At 57.2% G+C, this 16,477-nt stretch carries 15 protein-coding genes; 11 read left to right on the forward strand and 4 right to left on the reverse strand.

Features of this window, described 5'->3' with window-relative positions:
• The first annotated feature begins 23 nt into the window (after positions 1-23).
• The 5 genes from CMQ96_RS08005 to CMQ96_RS08030 all read left to right on the forward strand — a co-directional run bounded on the left by CMQ96_RS08005 (position 24) and on the right by CMQ96_RS08030 (position 6,816).
• The gene (locus CMQ96_RS08005) at positions 24-842 is read left to right on the forward strand and encodes a sugar phosphate isomerase/epimerase (protein WP_049087384.1); all 819 of its coding nucleotides are present in this window, start codon (positions 24-26) and stop codon (positions 840-842) included.
• 10 nt (positions 843-852) lie between these two features.
• On the forward strand, positions 853-2,217 hold the full coding sequence (locus tag CMQ96_RS08010; protein WP_024359051.1) for an aromatic acid/H+ symport family MFS transporter: 1,365 nt from the start codon (positions 853-855) through the stop codon (positions 2,215-2,217).
• Positions 2,218-2,624: 407 nt separating this feature from the next.
• A complete protein-coding gene (locus CMQ96_RS08020; protein ID WP_098066531.1) occupies positions 2,625-4,025 on the forward strand; it encodes an MFS transporter in 1,401 nt (466 codons plus the stop codon).
• A gap of 92 nt (positions 4,026-4,117) precedes the next feature.
• Complete coding sequence (locus CMQ96_RS08025) at positions 4,118-5,296, forward strand: Gfo/Idh/MocA family protein (protein WP_004133460.1); 1,179 nt, start codon at positions 4,118-4,120, stop codon at positions 5,294-5,296.
• A 155-nt stretch (positions 5,297-5,451) separates the two neighbouring features.
• Positions 5,452-6,816 (forward strand): MFS transporter, encoded by a 1,365-nt coding sequence (locus CMQ96_RS08030; RefSeq protein WP_049087382.1) that lies wholly within the window; start codon positions 5,452-5,454, stop codon positions 6,814-6,816.
• Positions 6,817-6,930: 114 nt separating this feature from the next.
• Here CMQ96_RS08030 and CMQ96_RS08035 read toward each other — a convergent pair whose 3' ends face one another.
• Positions 6,931-7,422 (reverse strand): YajQ family cyclic di-GMP-binding protein, encoded by a 492-nt coding sequence (locus tag CMQ96_RS08035; RefSeq protein ID WP_004129715.1) that lies wholly within the window; start codon positions 7,420-7,422, stop codon positions 6,931-6,933.
• 142 nt (positions 7,423-7,564) lie between these two features.
• On the opposite strand from CMQ96_RS08035, the gene panE reads away from it, so the two are divergent.
• Positions 7,565-8,476: a 2-dehydropantoate 2-reductase gene (gene panE, locus CMQ96_RS08040; RefSeq protein ID WP_024359054.1), complete on the forward strand. Its 912-nt coding sequence runs from the start codon at positions 7,565-7,567 to the stop codon at positions 8,474-8,476.
• Positions 8,439-9,029 (forward strand): protein deglycase YajL, encoded by a 591-nt coding sequence (yajL, locus tag CMQ96_RS08045; RefSeq protein WP_064342274.1) that lies wholly within the window; start codon positions 8,439-8,441, stop codon positions 9,027-9,029. Before panE ends, yajL begins: the two co-directional genes overlap by 38 nt.
• 58 nt (positions 9,030-9,087) lie before the next feature.
• On the opposite strand, the gene thiI is transcribed toward yajL, so the two are convergent.
• Positions 9,088-10,536: a tRNA uracil 4-sulfurtransferase ThiI gene (thiI, locus tag CMQ96_RS08050; protein WP_004139920.1), complete on the reverse strand. Its 1,449-nt coding sequence runs from the start codon at positions 10,534-10,536 to the stop codon at positions 9,088-9,090.
• A gap of 198 nt (positions 10,537-10,734) precedes the next feature.
• On the opposite strand from thiI, the gene xseB reads away from it, so the two are divergent.
• The 4 genes from xseB to CMQ96_RS08070 are packed head-to-tail and all read left to right on the forward strand — an operon-like array spanning position 10,735 to position 14,793.
• Positions 10,735-10,977, forward strand: a complete 243-nt coding sequence (xseB, locus tag CMQ96_RS08055; RefSeq protein WP_004129702.1) for an exodeoxyribonuclease VII small subunit — start codon at positions 10,735-10,737, stop codon at positions 10,975-10,977.
• The gene (ispA, locus tag CMQ96_RS08060) at positions 10,978-11,877 is read left to right on the forward strand and encodes a (2E,6E)-farnesyl diphosphate synthase (protein WP_082237539.1); all 900 of its coding nucleotides are present in this window, start codon (positions 10,978-10,980) and stop codon (positions 11,875-11,877) included.
• An 18-nt stretch (positions 11,878-11,895) separates the two neighbouring features.
• Positions 11,896-13,758, forward strand: coding sequence for a 1-deoxy-D-xylulose-5-phosphate synthase (gene dxs / locus CMQ96_RS08065; protein WP_024359055.1), 1,863 nt, complete (start codon positions 11,896-11,898; stop codon positions 13,756-13,758).
• Between the two features lie 60 nt (positions 13,759-13,818).
• Positions 13,819-14,793 (forward strand): aldo/keto reductase, encoded by a 975-nt coding sequence (locus CMQ96_RS08070; protein ID WP_098066533.1) that lies wholly within the window; start codon positions 13,819-13,821, stop codon positions 14,791-14,793.
• 179 nt (positions 14,794-14,972) lie between these two features.
• Here CMQ96_RS08070 and pgpA read toward each other — a convergent pair whose 3' ends face one another.
• Both pgpA and thiL read right to left on the reverse strand, forming a co-directional pair.
• The gene (pgpA, locus tag CMQ96_RS08075) at positions 14,973-15,479 is read right to left on the reverse strand and encodes a phosphatidylglycerophosphatase A (protein WP_004133926.1); all 507 of its coding nucleotides are present in this window, start codon (positions 15,477-15,479) and stop codon (positions 14,973-14,975) included.
• The gene (gene thiL / locus CMQ96_RS08080) at positions 15,466-16,443 is read right to left on the reverse strand and encodes a thiamine-phosphate kinase (RefSeq protein WP_004133927.1); all 978 of its coding nucleotides are present in this window, start codon (positions 16,441-16,443) and stop codon (positions 15,466-15,468) included. Before thiL ends, pgpA begins: the two co-directional genes overlap by 14 nt.
• Positions 16,444-16,477 lie beyond the last annotated feature (34 nt).

Below are 16,477 nucleotides of genomic sequence, written 5' to 3' on the forward strand. Positions count from 1 at the left end.
CTGCAACTGTACTGGAGTCCTTTATGAACATGCGAACCCTGTCACTCGCCGCGCTTACCCTACTTGATGTCCCACCACCGGAACAGGTACGCATTGCGGCCCAGGCCGGCTTCACTCACGTAGGCCTGCGCCTGCTTCCCGCAACCCCGTCGGATCCAGATTACGCTATGCTCGGCGATACCCCCGCCGTTCGCGATACCCTGGCGGCGCTGATGGCAACCGGCGTTCGCGTCTCGGACGTTGAGATTGTCCGCCTGACGCCGGATTTTGCACTGAACGCCCGATTGCGGCTGTTCCTTGATACCGCCGCGCGCCTTGGTGCGAAGCAGGTTTTAGTCGCCGGCAACGATGATAACCGGGCCCGCAGCGCGGAAAATCTCGCTCGGCTGGCCGAAGCCGGCCAGGAGTATGGTTTAACCATGAACCTGGAGCCTATGCCATGGACCCACCTGCGCACCATCGCCGAAGCCCAGGCGCTGATCGCCGCCAGCGGCCGCAGCGATATCGGTATTTTAATTGATGCCATTCACTTCTGGCGGGCAGGCGAATCCCTTTCGACCCTCGCCACGCTCCCGCAAAATTACCTCAACTATATGCAGCTTTGCGACGCTTCGCCGCAAGCCCCCGCTGACGAGCAGGAGCTGATTTACCAGGCCCGCGCCGCGCGCCAGGTGCCCGGCGAAGGCGGACTCGACCTGCACGGCCTGATGGCGGCGCTTCCGGCCACGCTGCCGGTCTCTGTCGAGGTTCCGCTCAGCGGCGCCCGGGGCGCTCTGCCTGCGCTCGCTCGCGCTCAGCTGCTGTTTAACGCCGCGCAGTCCTACCTGCGCCCTTGCGCATAAGGAGAGCCCCATGACTCAGACTCAACGCCTGGACGTCAGGGAGTTAATCAACGCCAATCCGCTCAGCCGCTTTCAGAAGCTGGTGGTATTATTGGGCTTCTGCGTTATCGCGCTCGACGGTTTTGATATCGCCATCATGGGATTTATCGCCCCAACGCTGAAGCAGGAATGGGGAGTAAGCAACCACGAGCTCGGTTTCGTCATTAGCGCCGCGCTGATAGGCCTGGCGCTGGGCGCTATTTTCTCCGGCCCCCTCGCCGACTGGCTGGGACGGAAGAAAATTATTATCAATAGCGTCTTCTTCTTCGGCTTCTGGACCATCGCCACCGCCCTGTCACAAAACATTGAGCAGATGATGGTCTTTCGTTTTCTGACCGGACTGGGGTTAGGCGCCGCGATGCCGAATATCGGCACCCTGGTGTCCGAGTACGCGCCGGAGCGCCAGCGCTCGTTTCTGATTACGATTATTTTTTGCGGCTTCACCTTTGGCGCGGCAGCGGGCGGTTTCTCCGCCTCCTGGCTGATCCCGCAGTTTGGCTGGCATTCGCTGATGCTGCTTGGCGGGATCCTCCCGCTGCTGTTCGCGCCGGTCCTGATCTGGCTGTTACCGGAATCAGTGCGTTTTCTGGTGGTTAAGCGCGCGCCAGCCGAACGTATTCGGCGAATTTTGCAGCGCCTTTATCCGGGACAAATCCCCGATGAGGCCGAGTTCAGCCTGCCGACGCAGCCCGTCCAGGCAAATGCCATGCGCATCGTCCTCTCCCGCCAGTATCGCTTCGGCTCAATGATGCTCTGGCTGGTCTACTTTATGGGGCTTTTTTTGGTCTACCTCCTCGGCAGCTGGCTACCGACGCTGGTAAAAGAGGTGGGCTTAACGGTCAGCCAGGCGGCGGTGATGACCGCCATGTACCAGGCGGGAGGAACCCTCGGCTCGCTGTTTGCGGGCTGGCTAATGGACCGGATCAACCCCCATCGGGCGCTCGGGCTGATATACGCGGTTGGCGGCCTGTTTACGATGGCGATGGGCTATGCCGCGGCAAGCTTTGCGCTCATCTGCCTGCTGGCGTTTATCAGCGGAGCCTGCTTAAACGGCGCCAATACCGGCATGAACGCGCTCTCCGCCCGCTACTATCCTACCGAGGCGCGGGCCACCGGCTCCAGCTGGATGCACGGCGTTGGCCGCCTGGGCGCCATCCTCAGCGCCTTCGCCGGGGCGGAAATGCTGGCGCTGAATATCAGCTTCGAAAGCGTATTCCTGATCCTTGGCATTCCGGCGGCGATTACCGTCGCCGGGCTGGCGGCCAAAGGTGTTTTTGCGGCTGACCCGGAGCCAAAACCCACCGCTTCAACCGCGCCCGTCAGAAGTACATTTTAAAACGTTGACGTTAAGGCGGGCGTGCTTCAAAAAAACGCCCGCCAAAAAAAGAAAAATTAATTTCATTTAAATGAATAATGAAAAATAAAAAATACCGTGAAGTATCGATTCACCTCAAAAGTCACAGCGAAAAATCATCAAATTCATACAAAAAACAAATGAAATATCGTTCATAAAAACAATTAATAACCTTATCAATCAGAATGTCTTGATAGCTGTAGCCAGGAAATTACGGCTCAATTTTTACGATTTTTCGATCCACCTCGCATATACAGAAATTAAATTCCAAACAACCATTGAAACGAAATAAACATTTCCTTATGTTCTGGCTGATATTCAGGATAAGGTCGTGCCGGTGGAACTGGCGCAGAGGTCCTGACTTGTCCTCCCAGACAAAGGAATTGACCATGAGTGAACAGCAGATTCTTCTCTCTCCGGCTGCGGCACGCGGCGATAAGCTAAGCTGGGCCACCCGAATCGCTTACGGCGGCGGCGATACCGCCTGTAACGTCGTTTTCGGCATGATCGGCACGGTTTTAACCCTGTTTTATACCGACTATGTCGGCATCAGCATCGCCACCGTTGGCCTGGTAATGCTGATCTCCCGTCTGTTTGACGGCGTTTCCGATGTCATCATGGGCCTGATGGTGGAACGCACGAACTCTCGCTGGGGGAAATCACGCCCCTGGCTGCTATGGATGAGCGTGCCCTACGCCGTATCGGCGATTTTACTGTTCACCGTCCCGCAGACCACCGGCACGCTGCAGTTTCTCTATCTGCTGGTGGCCTATAACTTCTGCACCACCGTGTGCTATACCGCCATCAACCTCCCCTACGGCAGCCTTTCTGCGATGATGACCCGCGCCTCCTGGGAAAGGGATATGCTCAGCATCACCCGCATGTCGATGTCGCCTTTTGGTCGTATCCTCGCCGTTGCCTGCACGCTGCCGCTGGTGAAGTACTTTGGCGACGATCAGGCGGCGTGGATTAAAACCATGTCGATTTGGGCTTTTCTGGCGCTGCTGTTGCTGCTGTTTTGCTTTTATAAATGCGAAGAGAACGTCGTCATCAAAGCGCGAGAGAAACAGGGAAACGTACCGGTAAAGACCCAGCTTTCCGCGCTTTTTCGTAACCAGTACTTCTGGGCCAGCGCAATCCTGTGGGCCGCGCAAAGCGTGTACTACACCGTGGTGGGGATCGCGCTGCCTTACTACTGCCGCTACGTGCTCGGCGACGATACCTTCTATAGCTCCATTTTCGTTGCCGAAACCGCCTGCATTATTATTTTCACCTTCCTGAGCTCGGTGCCCATTCGAAAATACGGTAAACGCAACGTTGCCCTCTGCGGCATCGTGCTGGCGACCATCGGCCAGGTGCTGTTTATGTTTAACTCTGATGATTATCACTGGGCGCTGGCAAACGCGATTATTCGCGGTATTGGCTTCGCCCCGCTGAACGCCGTGCTGTTTGGCTTCTGCGGTGATGCCGTCGAATTCGGCCAGTGGAAAACGCGCGTCAGGCAGGAAGGGATGATCTTCTCCGCCGGTTCCGTTGGGACGAAACTCGGCGCAGGTATTGCCGCCGCAGTTATCTCCGGCCTGCTGAGCATGGCGGGTTACGTCAGCTCCAGCAGCGGATCCGGCGTTCAGCCGCAAAGCGCTATCGACATGATTAACCACGTTTATCTCTACGGCTCTTTCTTCCTGTGGATCGTTGTCATTATCACCCTGCTGTTTTACCGGCTGGATAAGCAATACCCGCAGATTATGCATGAACTGAAAGAACGCGAAGCGCGTGGAGAGATGTAAAACCCGGCTGCCACATCCGCGCTCGGCGAGCGCGGGTATACAGAACAACATCTGAAATCCGTAGTATCTCTATCATTGAGGAGAGCACCATCATGTTAAACGGCATGAAACCCTTATCCCGCTCCCTGCGCTGGGGCATGGTCGGCGGCGGCGGTACCAGCCAGATTGGCTACAGCCACCGTTGCGCGGCGCTGCGTGATAACGTCTTTACTTTGCTGGCCGGCGCGCTTGATATCGATGCCGAGCGCGGCCGTCAATTCGGCGAGCAGCTCGGCATCGCTCCTGAGCGCTGCTACGCCGATTATAAAACGCTGTTCGCGGAGGAGGCCAAACGCCCCGACGGGATTGAAGCCGTATCGGTGACGACGCCGAATAATACTCACTTCGCTATCACTAAAGCGGCGCTGGAAGCCGGGCTGCACGTTATCTGCGAAAAACCGCTGTGCTTTACCGCCGACGAAGCGCGCGAACTGCTCGCGCTGAGTAAAAAGCAGAATAAAATTATCGGCGTCACCTACGGTTATGCCGGGCACCAGATGATCCAGCAGGCACGGCAGATGATAGCCGAGGGGATGCTCGGCGAGATCCGCATTATCAATATGCAGTTTGCCCACGGTTTTCATAATGAAGCCGTTGAGCTGCAAGCGGAATCCACCCGCTGGCGGGTCACACCCAAATATGCTGGCCCTAGCTATGTGCTGGGGGATCTGGCGACCCACCCGCTATTTATTGCCGAGACGATGGTGCCGAATCTGAACATCACCCGCCTGATGTGCGCACGTCAAAGCTTCGTCAAATCCCGCGCGCCGCTGGAAGATAACGCCTTTGTGCTGATGGAATATAACAACGGCGCCGTCGGTTCACTGTGGACCAGCGCGGTCAACAGCGGCGCGATGCATTCACAAAAAGTCCGCGTCATTGGCGAAAAAGCCAGCATCGAATGGTGGGATGAACGCCCAAATCAGCTGAGCTACGAGGTGCAGGGCGAACCGGCGCGCGTACTGGAGCGCGGGATGCCCTATCTCAGCCAGCAGGCGCTGGCGGATGACCGCATTGGCGGCGGTCACCCTGAAGGGCTGTTCGAAGCGTGGGCCAACCTCTATCGCCGCTACGCCATCGCCATCGACGCCATGGATCGCGGTGACCGGGCATTCCTCGAGACCTTCTGGTATCCGGACGTGGAAGCCGGGCTGCACGGCGTTTACTGGGTTGAGCAGTGCGTTAAATCCGCCGACGCGGGCGGCCAGTGGGTTGACTTTAACTGCCATTAATCTCTGCACTCCAGTGGAGGCTCCTCCACTGGTTTTTTTTGCCTACCGTACTCACCTCATCATGCAACACAGTCGTAATATCTGTTAAACAAACATTTATTTACGCTTCTGTTTCCCCCCACTACACTAGGCGCAGTTTTTATATTGAGGTGGTAATGAACGATAATAAAATGACGCCAGGCGAACTGCGCGCGACCTGGGGTTTGGGGACCGTATTCTCTTTGCGCATGCTCGGCATGTTTATGGTCCTGCCGGTTCTGACCACTTACGGCATGGTGTTACAGGGCGCAAGCGAGGCCCTTATCGGCCTGGCAATCGGCATTTACGGGCTGGCCCAGGCGATATTCCAGATTCCTTTCGGACTGCTTTCCGACCGCATTGGGCGTAAACCGCTGATCGTCGGCGGCCTGTTAATCTTCGTCGTTGGCAGCGTTATCGCGGCGCTTTCCGACTCGATCTGGGGGATTATTCTTGGCCGCGCGCTGCAGGGTTCCGGGGCGATTGCCGCTGCGGTGATGGCACTGCTTTCCGATTTAACCCGCGAGCAGAACCGCACTAAAGCCATGGCGTTTATCGGCGTAAGCTTTGGCGTCACCTTTGCTATTGCAATGGTTCTCGGGCCTATCGTTACCCATCAGTTAGGCCTGCACGCCCTGTTCTGGATGATCGCCTTCCTGGCGACGCTCGGGATTCTGCTGACGCTGTGGGTAGTGCCAAACAGCCAGAATCACGTGCTGAACCGTGAGTCCGGTATGGTGAAGGGCTGCTTCAGCAAAGTCCTTGCTGAGCCAAAACTACTGAAGCTCAATTTCGGTATTATGTGCCTGCATATCATGCTGATGTCGACTTTTGTCGCCCTGCCGGGCCAGCTGGAAGCCGCCGGTTTCCCCGCCGCCGAGCACTGGAAAATCTATCTGGTCACCATGCTGGTCTCATTTGTTGCGGTGGTACCATTTATTATCTACGCCGAAGTGAAGCGCAAAATGAAACGCGTCTTCCTGCTGTGCGTCGCCATCCTGCTGATCGCTGAGATCGTACTTTGGGGCGCCGGGGGCTATTTCTGGGAACTGGTTGCCGGCGTTCAGCTATTTTTCCTCGCGTTTAACCTGCTGGAAGCTCTACTTCCGTCGTTAATCAGCAAAGAATCACCGGCCGGCTATAAAGGCACCGCGATGGGAATTTATTCCACCAGCCAGTTCCTCGGCGTGGCCATCGGCGGAGCGCTCGGCGGCTGGGTGGACGGCTTTTTTGACTCGCAAACCGTCTTCCTGCTCGGCGCCCTGCTGGCGATGCTGTGGCTACTGGTGGCCAGCACCATGAGCGAACCGCCGTACGTCAGCAGCCTGCGGGTCGAGATCCCGGAGGATATCGCGGCGGATAAAATGCTAGAGGAACGTTTACAGGCTAAAGAGGGCGTAAAAGAAGCTCTGGTGATCGCCGAAGAGCGTTCGGTGTATATCAAAATCGACAGCAAGATCACCAACCGCTTCGAGATTGAGCAGGCGATCAAAGGAATCTAAACGCGAAATAACCTGCTTTACGCAGGCCAAAAAACGTTTTAAGCGATAAGTTTGTCTTCTGCCGGGCGGCGGTTAACGCCTTACCCGGCAGACAAAAACAGCGATAGCGCTATTTTAATCGCGGAAGTTTTTGAACTGGAACGGCTGACCTAAATCACCGCCGCGCACCAGCGCCATAACCGCCTGCAGGTCGTCGCGAGACTTACCGGTGACGCGAATCTCTTCGCCCTGAATCTGCGCCTGTACCTTCAGCTTGCTGTCCTTAATAAGCTTGACGATTTTTTTCTGCGTCGCGCTCTCAATGCCCTGCTTCAGCTTGGCATCGACGAACCAGGTCTTACCACTGTGCACGAACTCATCCGGCACCTCGATAGAACTGCCTTCGATTCCGCGTTTCAGCAGCTTCGCGCGCAGAATATCCAGCAACTGGTTAATCTGGAAATCAGACTCGCTGAGGACCTTGATGGTCTCGTTTTTTTCGTTCAGCTCAAAGCTCGCTTCGACGTTACGAAAATCAAAACGCGATTCAACTTCACGGGTCGCGTTCTCTACGGCGTTTCGAACTTCCTGAAGATCGACTTCAGAGACAATATCGAAAGATGGCATCTTTTCCTCTCCTTCCGTTTCTTTTGCGTTGCATAATACCCGCAACGCGACATAACTCAACTTGTTATCCCGAAAGGATAACTGATAACGCTATACTTTAGCCATGAGCACCTGATGCAGCACTCACAGGTGAGGAGGAATAATGAAAGTAACCGTACTCGGATGCGGTGCGCTGGGACAGTTATGGCTAACTGCGCTGTACAAACAGGGACATGAAGTCCAGGGCTGGTTACGCGTCCCCCAGCCGTTCTGTAGCGTCAATGTCATTGATACCGACGGCAGCGTGTTTAATGAATCATTTACCGCTAACGATCCTGACTTTCTTGCCAGCAGCGACCTGCTGCTGGTCACCCTAAAAGCCTGGCAAGTCTCGAACGCGGTGAAAAACCTGAGCGCCATCCTGCCCTCGTCAGTACCTGTTCTGCTCATGCACAACGGCATGGGTACCATTGACGAGCTGAAGACCCTCAAACAGCCGCTGCTGCTGGCTTCGACAACGCAGGCGGCCCGCCGCGACGGCAACGTTATCGTCCACGTCGCCAACGGCACCAGTCATATTGGCCCGGCGAAGGATTACCCTCAGGATTATAGCTATCTTGCCGATGTGCTGCAGGGCGTGCTGCCCGACGTCGCCTGGCATAACAATATCTACCCCGCGATCTGGAGCAAGCTGGCGGTCAACTGTGTGATTAACCCGCTGACGGCGCTGAAAAACTGTCAGAACGGCGACTTGCGCGAATACCCGCAGGAGGTTGCCGCTATTTGTTATGAAGTTGCGGCGGTGATGGATCGCGAGGGGATGCATACCTCGCCGGAAAACCTGTTATTCTATGTGCATCAGGTTATTGAAAGTACGGCAGAAAATACCTCCTCAATGCTGCAGGACATTCTCGCCCAGCGCCATACGGAAATCGACTATATCACCGGTTTTCTGTTAAAACGCGCCCGAGCCCACGGTATCGCCGTACCCGAGAATACCCGCCTGTTTGAACTGGTAAAGCGTAAGGAGAATGAATATGAGCGCGTCGGCACTGATTTGCCTCGCCCCTGGTAGCGAAGAGACCGAAGCGGTCACCACCATTGATTTACTCGTTCGCGGCGGCATAAAGGTCACCACCGCCAGCGTCGCCGGCGATGGCAGCCTGACCATCGTCTGCTCGCGCGGCGTTAAGCTGCTGGCCGATGCGCCGCTGGTGGAAGTGGCCGACGGCGATTTCGATATCCTTATTCTGCCCGGCGGCATTAAAGGCGCGGAGTACTTTCGCGACAGCCCGCTGCTGGTTGAAACGGTACGCCAGTTTCATCTTTCCGGGCGCATCGTTGCGGCGATTTGCGCCGCGGCGGCGACCGTGCTGGTACCGCACAACCTTTTCCCCATCGGCAATATGACCGGATTTCCGGCGCTGAAAGAGCAGATCCCCGCCGAGCAGTGGCAGGATAAGCGCGTCGTCTGGGATGCTCGCGTCAAGCTGCTCACCAGTCAGGGGCCGGGAACCTCTATTGATTTCGCCTTGAAGATGATCGATCTGCTGGTTGGACGCGAAAAAGCGCACGAAGTCGCTTCCCAACTGGTGATGGCGGCAGGAATTTATAACTACTACGAATAAACGCAAAACGGCAACCCAAGGTTGCCGTTTTTAATGATTGCGCCTTGCTCCTGAGGAACTAGGGGCGATAAACCTTCACGTTTTCAAAGCCCTGCTCGCGCAGATACAGCGCCTGCAGGCGGCTCATCACCCCGCGTTCACACCACAGCAGCCAGGTTTTATTCTGGTCGAGATCGCCAAATTTGGTGCTCAGCTTATAGAAAGGTAGCGAAACCACGTCCACGCCCTCCACCTTCAGCGGCTTATCGTCCTGCTCGTCGATAGAGCGGATATCGAGGATAACGTCGTTAGGGCCAAAACCGCTGACGGTTTCCACTTCCACCACGTCCTGCTCGGTCTGCTGAGCGATATCGCGGATATCAATATTGCTCGCTTCCGCTACCACTTTCTCAAGGATGCTAAAATCGAAGTGCTCTTCTTCCGCCTCGATCTTCGCCTTCACCGCTTTCACGGTCGGGCTCTTCGAGATAACGCCGCAGTATTCCGGCATGGTGCGGGCAAAATCTTCGGTGCCGATTTCACGCGCGAGGTCAATAATGTGCTCTTTATCGTGCGAAATCAGCGGACGCAGAATCAGGGTATCAGAGACGTTGTCAATCAGGCGCAGGTTGGTCAGCGTCTGGCTGGACACCTGGCCTAACGCTTCGCCGGTGACCAGCGCCTGAACGCCGTAGCGCTCGGCGACTTTTGACGCTGCGCGCACCATCATGCGCTTGAGCACCACGCCCATCTGGCCGTCGTCGACTTTCTCAAGAATCTCGCCCACCACCGGCTCGAAGTTGATCGCCACGAAGCGCACGCGGTGCGAGCTGCCGAAGCGGTTCCACAGATAGTGCGCAACCTGACGCACGCCGATTTCATGGGCCGCGCCGCCAAGGTTAAAGAAGCAGTAATGCACGCGGCAGCCGCGGCGCATCAGCATATAGCTGGAGACGCCGGAGTCGAACCCGCCGGAAATCAGCGACAGCACGTCTTCCTGGGTACCGATCGGGAAACCACCGATACCTTCGTAGCGCCCTTTCACCAGCAGCAGACGATCGTTTTCAATCTCGAGGTTAACCGTCACATCGGGGTCGGTCAGCTTTACGCGCGCCGTTTCAATATGCTGGTTCAAGCCGCCGCCGACGTAGCGCTCCACTTCGATGGAGGTAAACTCATGCTTACCGCGACGCTTAACGCGCACGCAGAAGGTTTTACCTTCCAGCGCTTCACGCCACAGCGGCAGCGTCTGCTCGAAAATATCGTGCAGGGAGGTATAAGGAACGTCTTCGACTTCCAGAATATGGTGGATACCCGGGATACGGGTCAGGGCGTCACGAATGGCCGGGCGCTGATTTTCATCCTTCGCCCGGACCTCGATATGATCCCAGTGACGAACGACGGCAAGCGTCTCATCATAGTTTTTGAGAACGTTACGAATGTTCCCGGTTAAAATTTTAATGAAGCGCAATCGCACAGATTGGCTTTTGATGGTGATTTCCGGGAACAATTTAATGATAAACTTCATGGCGACACTATTCGTTGGCAAGCCCGACAGGGCTTTAAGCATAAAAAGTTGTACAGGCGCAACCGGCGTCTGCATCCAGGGCGCGGAGTATACCACTATTGGGCGCTTTTCACCTGGCATTGCGCGTTATTTGATTAACCGCGCGACTTCGTTACCATATTGATAGCCATCGAGACATTAAAAGAGTCTATATTCACTATGCCAAAGAAAAATGAGGCCCCGGCCAGCTTCGAAACCGCCCTGGGCGAGCTGGAGCAAATTGTTAATCGTCTGGAAAGCGGCGCGCTGCCGTTAGAAGAAGCGCTCGGCGAATTTGAGCGCGGGATCCAGCTGGCGCGCCAGGGGCAGGCAAAGCTGCAGCAGGCCGAGCAGCGCGTACAAATTCTGCTGGCGGATAGCGAAGACGCGCCGCTTACGCCTTTCACGCCGGACGCTGAATAAATGGACTTCCCGCAACAGCTACAGGCGTGCGTTGAGCAGGCTAACGCAGCGCTGCGCCGTTTTATCGCCCCGCAGCCTTTTCAGAACACTCCGCTGGTTGAAGCCATGCAGTATGGCGCATTATTAGGCGGCAAACGCCTGCGCCCGTTCCTGGTTTACGCCACCGGCGACATGTTTGGCGTCAGCCGCGCTACGCTGGACGCCCCTGCCGCCGCCGTTGAATGCATTCATGCTTATTCGCTGATGCACGACGACCTCCCGGCGATGGACGATGACGATTTACGCCGCGGCCAGCCGACCTGCCATATAAAATTCGGCGAAGCGAACGCAATTCTTGCCGGAGACGCTCTACAAACGCTGGCGTTTTCTATACTAAGCGATGCGCCCATGGCTGAAGTGCCGGATCGCGATCGCCTGGCGATGATTTCCGAACTGGCGCAGGCCAGCGGCATCGCCGGCATGTGCGGCGGTCAGGCGCTGGATCTGGAAGCGGAAGGCCATCAGGTTGACCTGGCGTCGCTGGAGCGTATTCATCGCCATAAAACCGGCGCGTTGATTCGCGCCGCGGTACGGATGGGCGCGCTGAGCGCAGGTGAAGCCGGGCGCAGGGCGCTACCCGCTCTCGATCGATACGCTGAGAATATCGGTCTCGCCTTCCAGGTCCAGGATGACATTCTCGACGTGGTAGGGGATACTGCCACCCTTGGCAAACGTCAGGGAGCCGACCAGCAGCTGGGCAAAAGTACCTACCCCGCCCTTCTGGGACTTGAGCAAGCCCGGAAAAAGGCCCATGACCTGATTACCGACGCCCGCCGGTCGTTAACTGAGCTGGCCGCGCAATCTCTGGATACCACGGCACTGGAAGCGCTCGCGAATTACATAATTCAGCGTGATAAATAAACAATAAATGAGTCTCTGATGAGTTTTGATATTGCCAAATACCCGACCCTGGCGCTGGTGGATTCCACCCAGGAGTTGCGTTTGTTGCCGAAAGATAGCCTGCCGAAACTGTGCGACGAACTGCGGCGTTACCTGCTGGACAGCGTCAGCCGTTCCAGCGGGCACTTTGCCTCCGGCCTCGGCACGGTAGAACTGACCGTGGCGCTGCACTACGTCTATAACACGCCTTTCGATCGCCTAATCTGGGACGTCGGCCACCAGGCTTACCCACATAAAATTCTGACCGGACGCCGCGATCGGATCGGCACTATCCGCCAGAAAGGTGGTCTGCACCCCTTCCCGTGGCGCGGAGAAAGCGAGTATGACGTCCTGAGCGTCGGCCACTCGTCTACCTCCATCTCCGCCGGCATCGGGATAGCCATCGCCGCTGCCAAAGAAGATAAGCAGCGCCGCGCGGTCTGCGTGATCGGCGACGGGGCGATAACCGCGGGAATGGCGTTTGAAGCGATGAACCACGCTGGCGATATCAAACCCGATCTGCTGGTAGTGCTCAACGACAACGAAATGTCGATCTCCGAGAACGTCGGCGCGCTAAACAATCACCTGGCACAGCTGCTTTCCGGAAAACTCTACTCCACGCTGCGCGAAGGCGGCAAAAAGGTCTTCTCCGGCGTGCCGCCGATTAAAGAGCTGCTCAAACGCACCGAGGAACATATCAAAGGGATGGTGGTTCCGGGGACGCTGTTTGAAGAGCTGGGCTTTAACTACATTGGGCCGGTGGACGGCCACGACGTTATCGGTCTGGTTAATACGCTGAAGAACATGCGCGACCTCAAAGGGCCGCAGTTCCTGCATATTATGACTAAAAAAGGCCGCGGCTATGAGCCCGCCGAAAAAGACCCGATCACCTTCCACGCGGTGCCGAAATTCGATCATACCAGCGGCGTGCTGCCGAAAAGCAGCGGTGGCCTGCCCTCTTACTCGAAAATCTTCGGCGACTGGCTGTGCGAAACCGCCGCGAAAGATGACAAGCTGATGGCCGTTACGCCAGCGATGCGCGAAGGCTCGGGGATGGTCGAGTTCTCAAAAAAATATCCCGACCAGTATTTCGACGTGGCCATTGCCGAGCAGCACGCGGTAACCTTTGCCGCCGGGCTGGCGATTGGCGGCTATAAGCCGGTGGTGGCGATTTACTCCACCTTCCTGCAGCGCGCCTATGACCAGGTGATTCACGATGTCGCCATCCAGAAGCTGCCGGTGCTGTTCGCTATCGACCGCGCGGGTATCGTCGGCGCCGATGGGCAAACTCACCAGGGCGCGTTTGATATCTCCTTCCTGCGCTGCATCCCGGATATGGTTATCATGACCCCGAGCGACGAGAACGAATGCCGCCAGATGCTGTATACCGGTTATCACTATAACGACGGCCCGTGCGCGGTGCGCTATCCGCGCGGCTCCGGTACCGGCGCGCCGTTTGAACCGCTGGCTTCGCTGCCTATCGGTAAAGGCGTGGTGAAGCGCGAAGGTGAAAAAATCGCGATTCTGAATTTCGGTACGCTGCTGCCGCAGGCCGCAAAAGTCGCGGAAAAGCTTAACGCCACCCTGGTGGATATGCGCTTTGCCAAACCGCTGGATGAGGCGCTGGTACTACAGCTGGCCGCAGAACACGAGGTGCTGGTCACCCTGGAAGAGAACGCCATCATGGGCGGTGCCGGCAGCGGCGTAAACGAGCTGCTGATGTCGCGCCGCCGCGCGGTTCCGGTACTGAATCTCGGCCTGCCTGATTTCTTCATCCCGCAGGGAACCCAGGAAGAAGCGCATGCCGACCTCGGCCTGGACGCCGCCGGCATCGAAGCTAAAATCCACGCCTGGCTGGCATAATTGCCGCCACCGCTCCTGCTATGCTTAAAGGATACCCTTTATTCGTAGCAGGAGCGCACTATGCACTACATCCCTCTTGGCGATACCGATCTCCGCGTTTCCCGTCTCTGTCTGGGCTGCATGACCTTTGGCGAACCGGACCGCGGTAACCATGCCTGGACCTTACCGGAAGAGAGCAGCCGCCCGCTGATAAAATACGCTCTCGAAGGCGGCATTAACTTCTTCGACACCTCGAATAACTACTCTGACGGCAGCAGCGAAGAGATCCTCGGGCGCGCGCTGCGCGAGTACGCCCGCCGCGATTCCGTGATCGTCGCCACCAAGGTTTACCATCAGGTGGACGATCTGCCGCAGGGGCTGTCGCGCGCGCAGATCCTGCGTTCCATCGACGACAGCCTGCGTCGCCTCGGCATGGAGTATGTCGATCTGCTGCAGATCCATCGTTGGGATTACGCCACGCCCATTGAAGAAACCCTCGAAGCCTTAAACGACGTCGTCAAGGCGGGTAAAGCCCGCTATATAGGCGCATCGTCGATGCACGCCCGCCAGTTTGCCCAGGCGTTAGCGCTGCAGACGCAGAATAACTGGGCCCGCTTCGTCACCATGCAGGATCATTACAATCTGATTTATCGCGAAGAAGAAAATGAGATGCTGCCGCTGTGCAGCCGGGAAGGCGTCGCGGTGATGCCGTGGAGCCCGCTGGCGCGTGGCCGCCTGACTCGCCCGTGGGGGGAAACTACCGCCCGTCTGGTATCAGATGAAGTCGGTAAATCGCTCTACAACGCCATGGATGAGAATGATGAACAGATTGCGACAAACCTGGCCGAAGTCGCGGAAGAGCTTGATGCCAACCGCGCCCAGGTGGCGCTGGCCTGGCTATTGAGCAAACCCGGCGTGGCCGCGCCGATTATCGGCGCCTCACGGCAGGATCAGCTGGATGAGCTGCTGCATGCGGTCGATTTAACGCTGACGCCGGAGCAGATTGAAAAGCTGGAGACGCCGTATAAACCGCACCCGATCGTCGGGTTCAAGTAACGCGCGGTTCCCTACCAGATTCCCGGCTCGCGCTGCGCTTAGCCGGGCTACAGGTACACCAACCTCTGCGGACGACGGGTTCACCCACGCCTGCAGGCCGGTAGCCCGAACAGGTGCGCCAGCACCGCCTCCGGGAAATGCCTGCCTGCTCGATTTCCCAGGGGCGGGCCGGATTTTATTTAGAAAAGTCCAATCGGCCAGTGGTGGCCAATCACATACAGCACCCCGGCGGAAATCACCCCGGCGACAATATCGTCGACCATGATCCCCATCCCGCCGTGAATATTGCGGTCGAACCAGCGGATAGGCCACGGCTTCCACATATCAAAGAGACGGAAAATCACAAAGCCGGCGGCGACCCACTGCCAGTCCATCGTCGGTAAAGCCATCAGGGTAATCCACATCCCCACGAACTCATCCCAGACGATGCTGCCGTGATCGTGGGTGCCCATATCTTTCGCCGTACGGTGGCAAATATAGACGCCAATGCAGATGCTCATCATCACCGCCAGCGAATAGAGCTGCCAGGGGAGTAAGGTGAGCAGATACCAGAAGGGGATCGACGCCAGCGACCCCATCGTACCGGGGACGACGGGGCTAAGGCCGCTGCCGAATCCCGTCGCCAGCAGATGCCAGGGGTTACTCATCTTCAGGCGACTTTTCGCCACATCTCTACTCCGCGCCAAAATGATCGTATCCCTTAAAATCGAACGTAACGGGCTTACCTTCGCGCATGAACTGCAGACCTTCCGATTGCGGAAGTATCTGTCCAATACAGGTAAAGCGCGCGCCGAGATTGGCAAGGGCCACGTCCAGCGCCCCGCGATTGAGTTCAGGCACGGTAAAGCACAGCTCATAATCCTCACCGCCGGAGAGCGCCCAGCGCAGCGCCTGTTCCGTCTCAACCTGGCGCAGCATCGCATCCGAGAACGGCATCGCATCGAGATCGACGCGCGCGCCGCAGCCGCTGGCGTTAAGAATATGCCCGAGGTCGGAAATCAGACCGTCGGAGAGATCGATGGCGGAGTTCGCCAAATCGCGCAGCGCCTGCCCCTGTAGAACCCGCGGCAGCGGACGCAGATGGCGCGCCAGGAGATAATCCGCGTCGGCGTTATCTTGAACGTGCAGCCGATCCTGCAAAATCGCCAGACCCGCGGCGCTGTCTCCGGGCGTGCCGGTGACGTAAATCCAGTCTCCCGGCTTCGCCCCGGAACGCTTCAGACCGCGTCCCGTCGGCACAAAGCCATGGATACCCAGCGTCATCGACAGCGGTCCACGCGTGGTATCGCCGCCAATGAGTTGCATATCATAATAGTTGAGCTGCACGAACAGGCTGTCGCTAAAGGCTTCAAGCCAGGCTTCGTCCGCTTCCGGCAGGGTCAGGGCCAGGGTTAACCACGCCGGTTCAGCGCCCATTGCCGCCAGGTCGCTCAGGTTGACCGCCAGCGCTTTATAGGCGAGGTCTGCAGGGTCGATATCGGGTAAAAAATGGTTTCCCGCCACCAGGGTGTCGGTGCTGATTGCCAGCGTTTTTTTCTCGGGGATGTTCAGGAGCGCGCAGTCGTCGCCAATGCCGGTTTCAACATCAAGACGAGCGCTTTTTACGCGATCAAAATAACGGGCAATCAGGGAAAATTCGCCGCATGCCATACGTTATGCCTCAGAAAAAGAAAAGAATAAGGCC

Origin of the sequence: Klebsiella sp. MBT K-1, from assembly GCF_002556465.1 — a bacterium.
GTDB lineage: Bacteria > Pseudomonadota > Gammaproteobacteria > Enterobacterales > Enterobacteriaceae > Klebsiella > Klebsiella grimontii.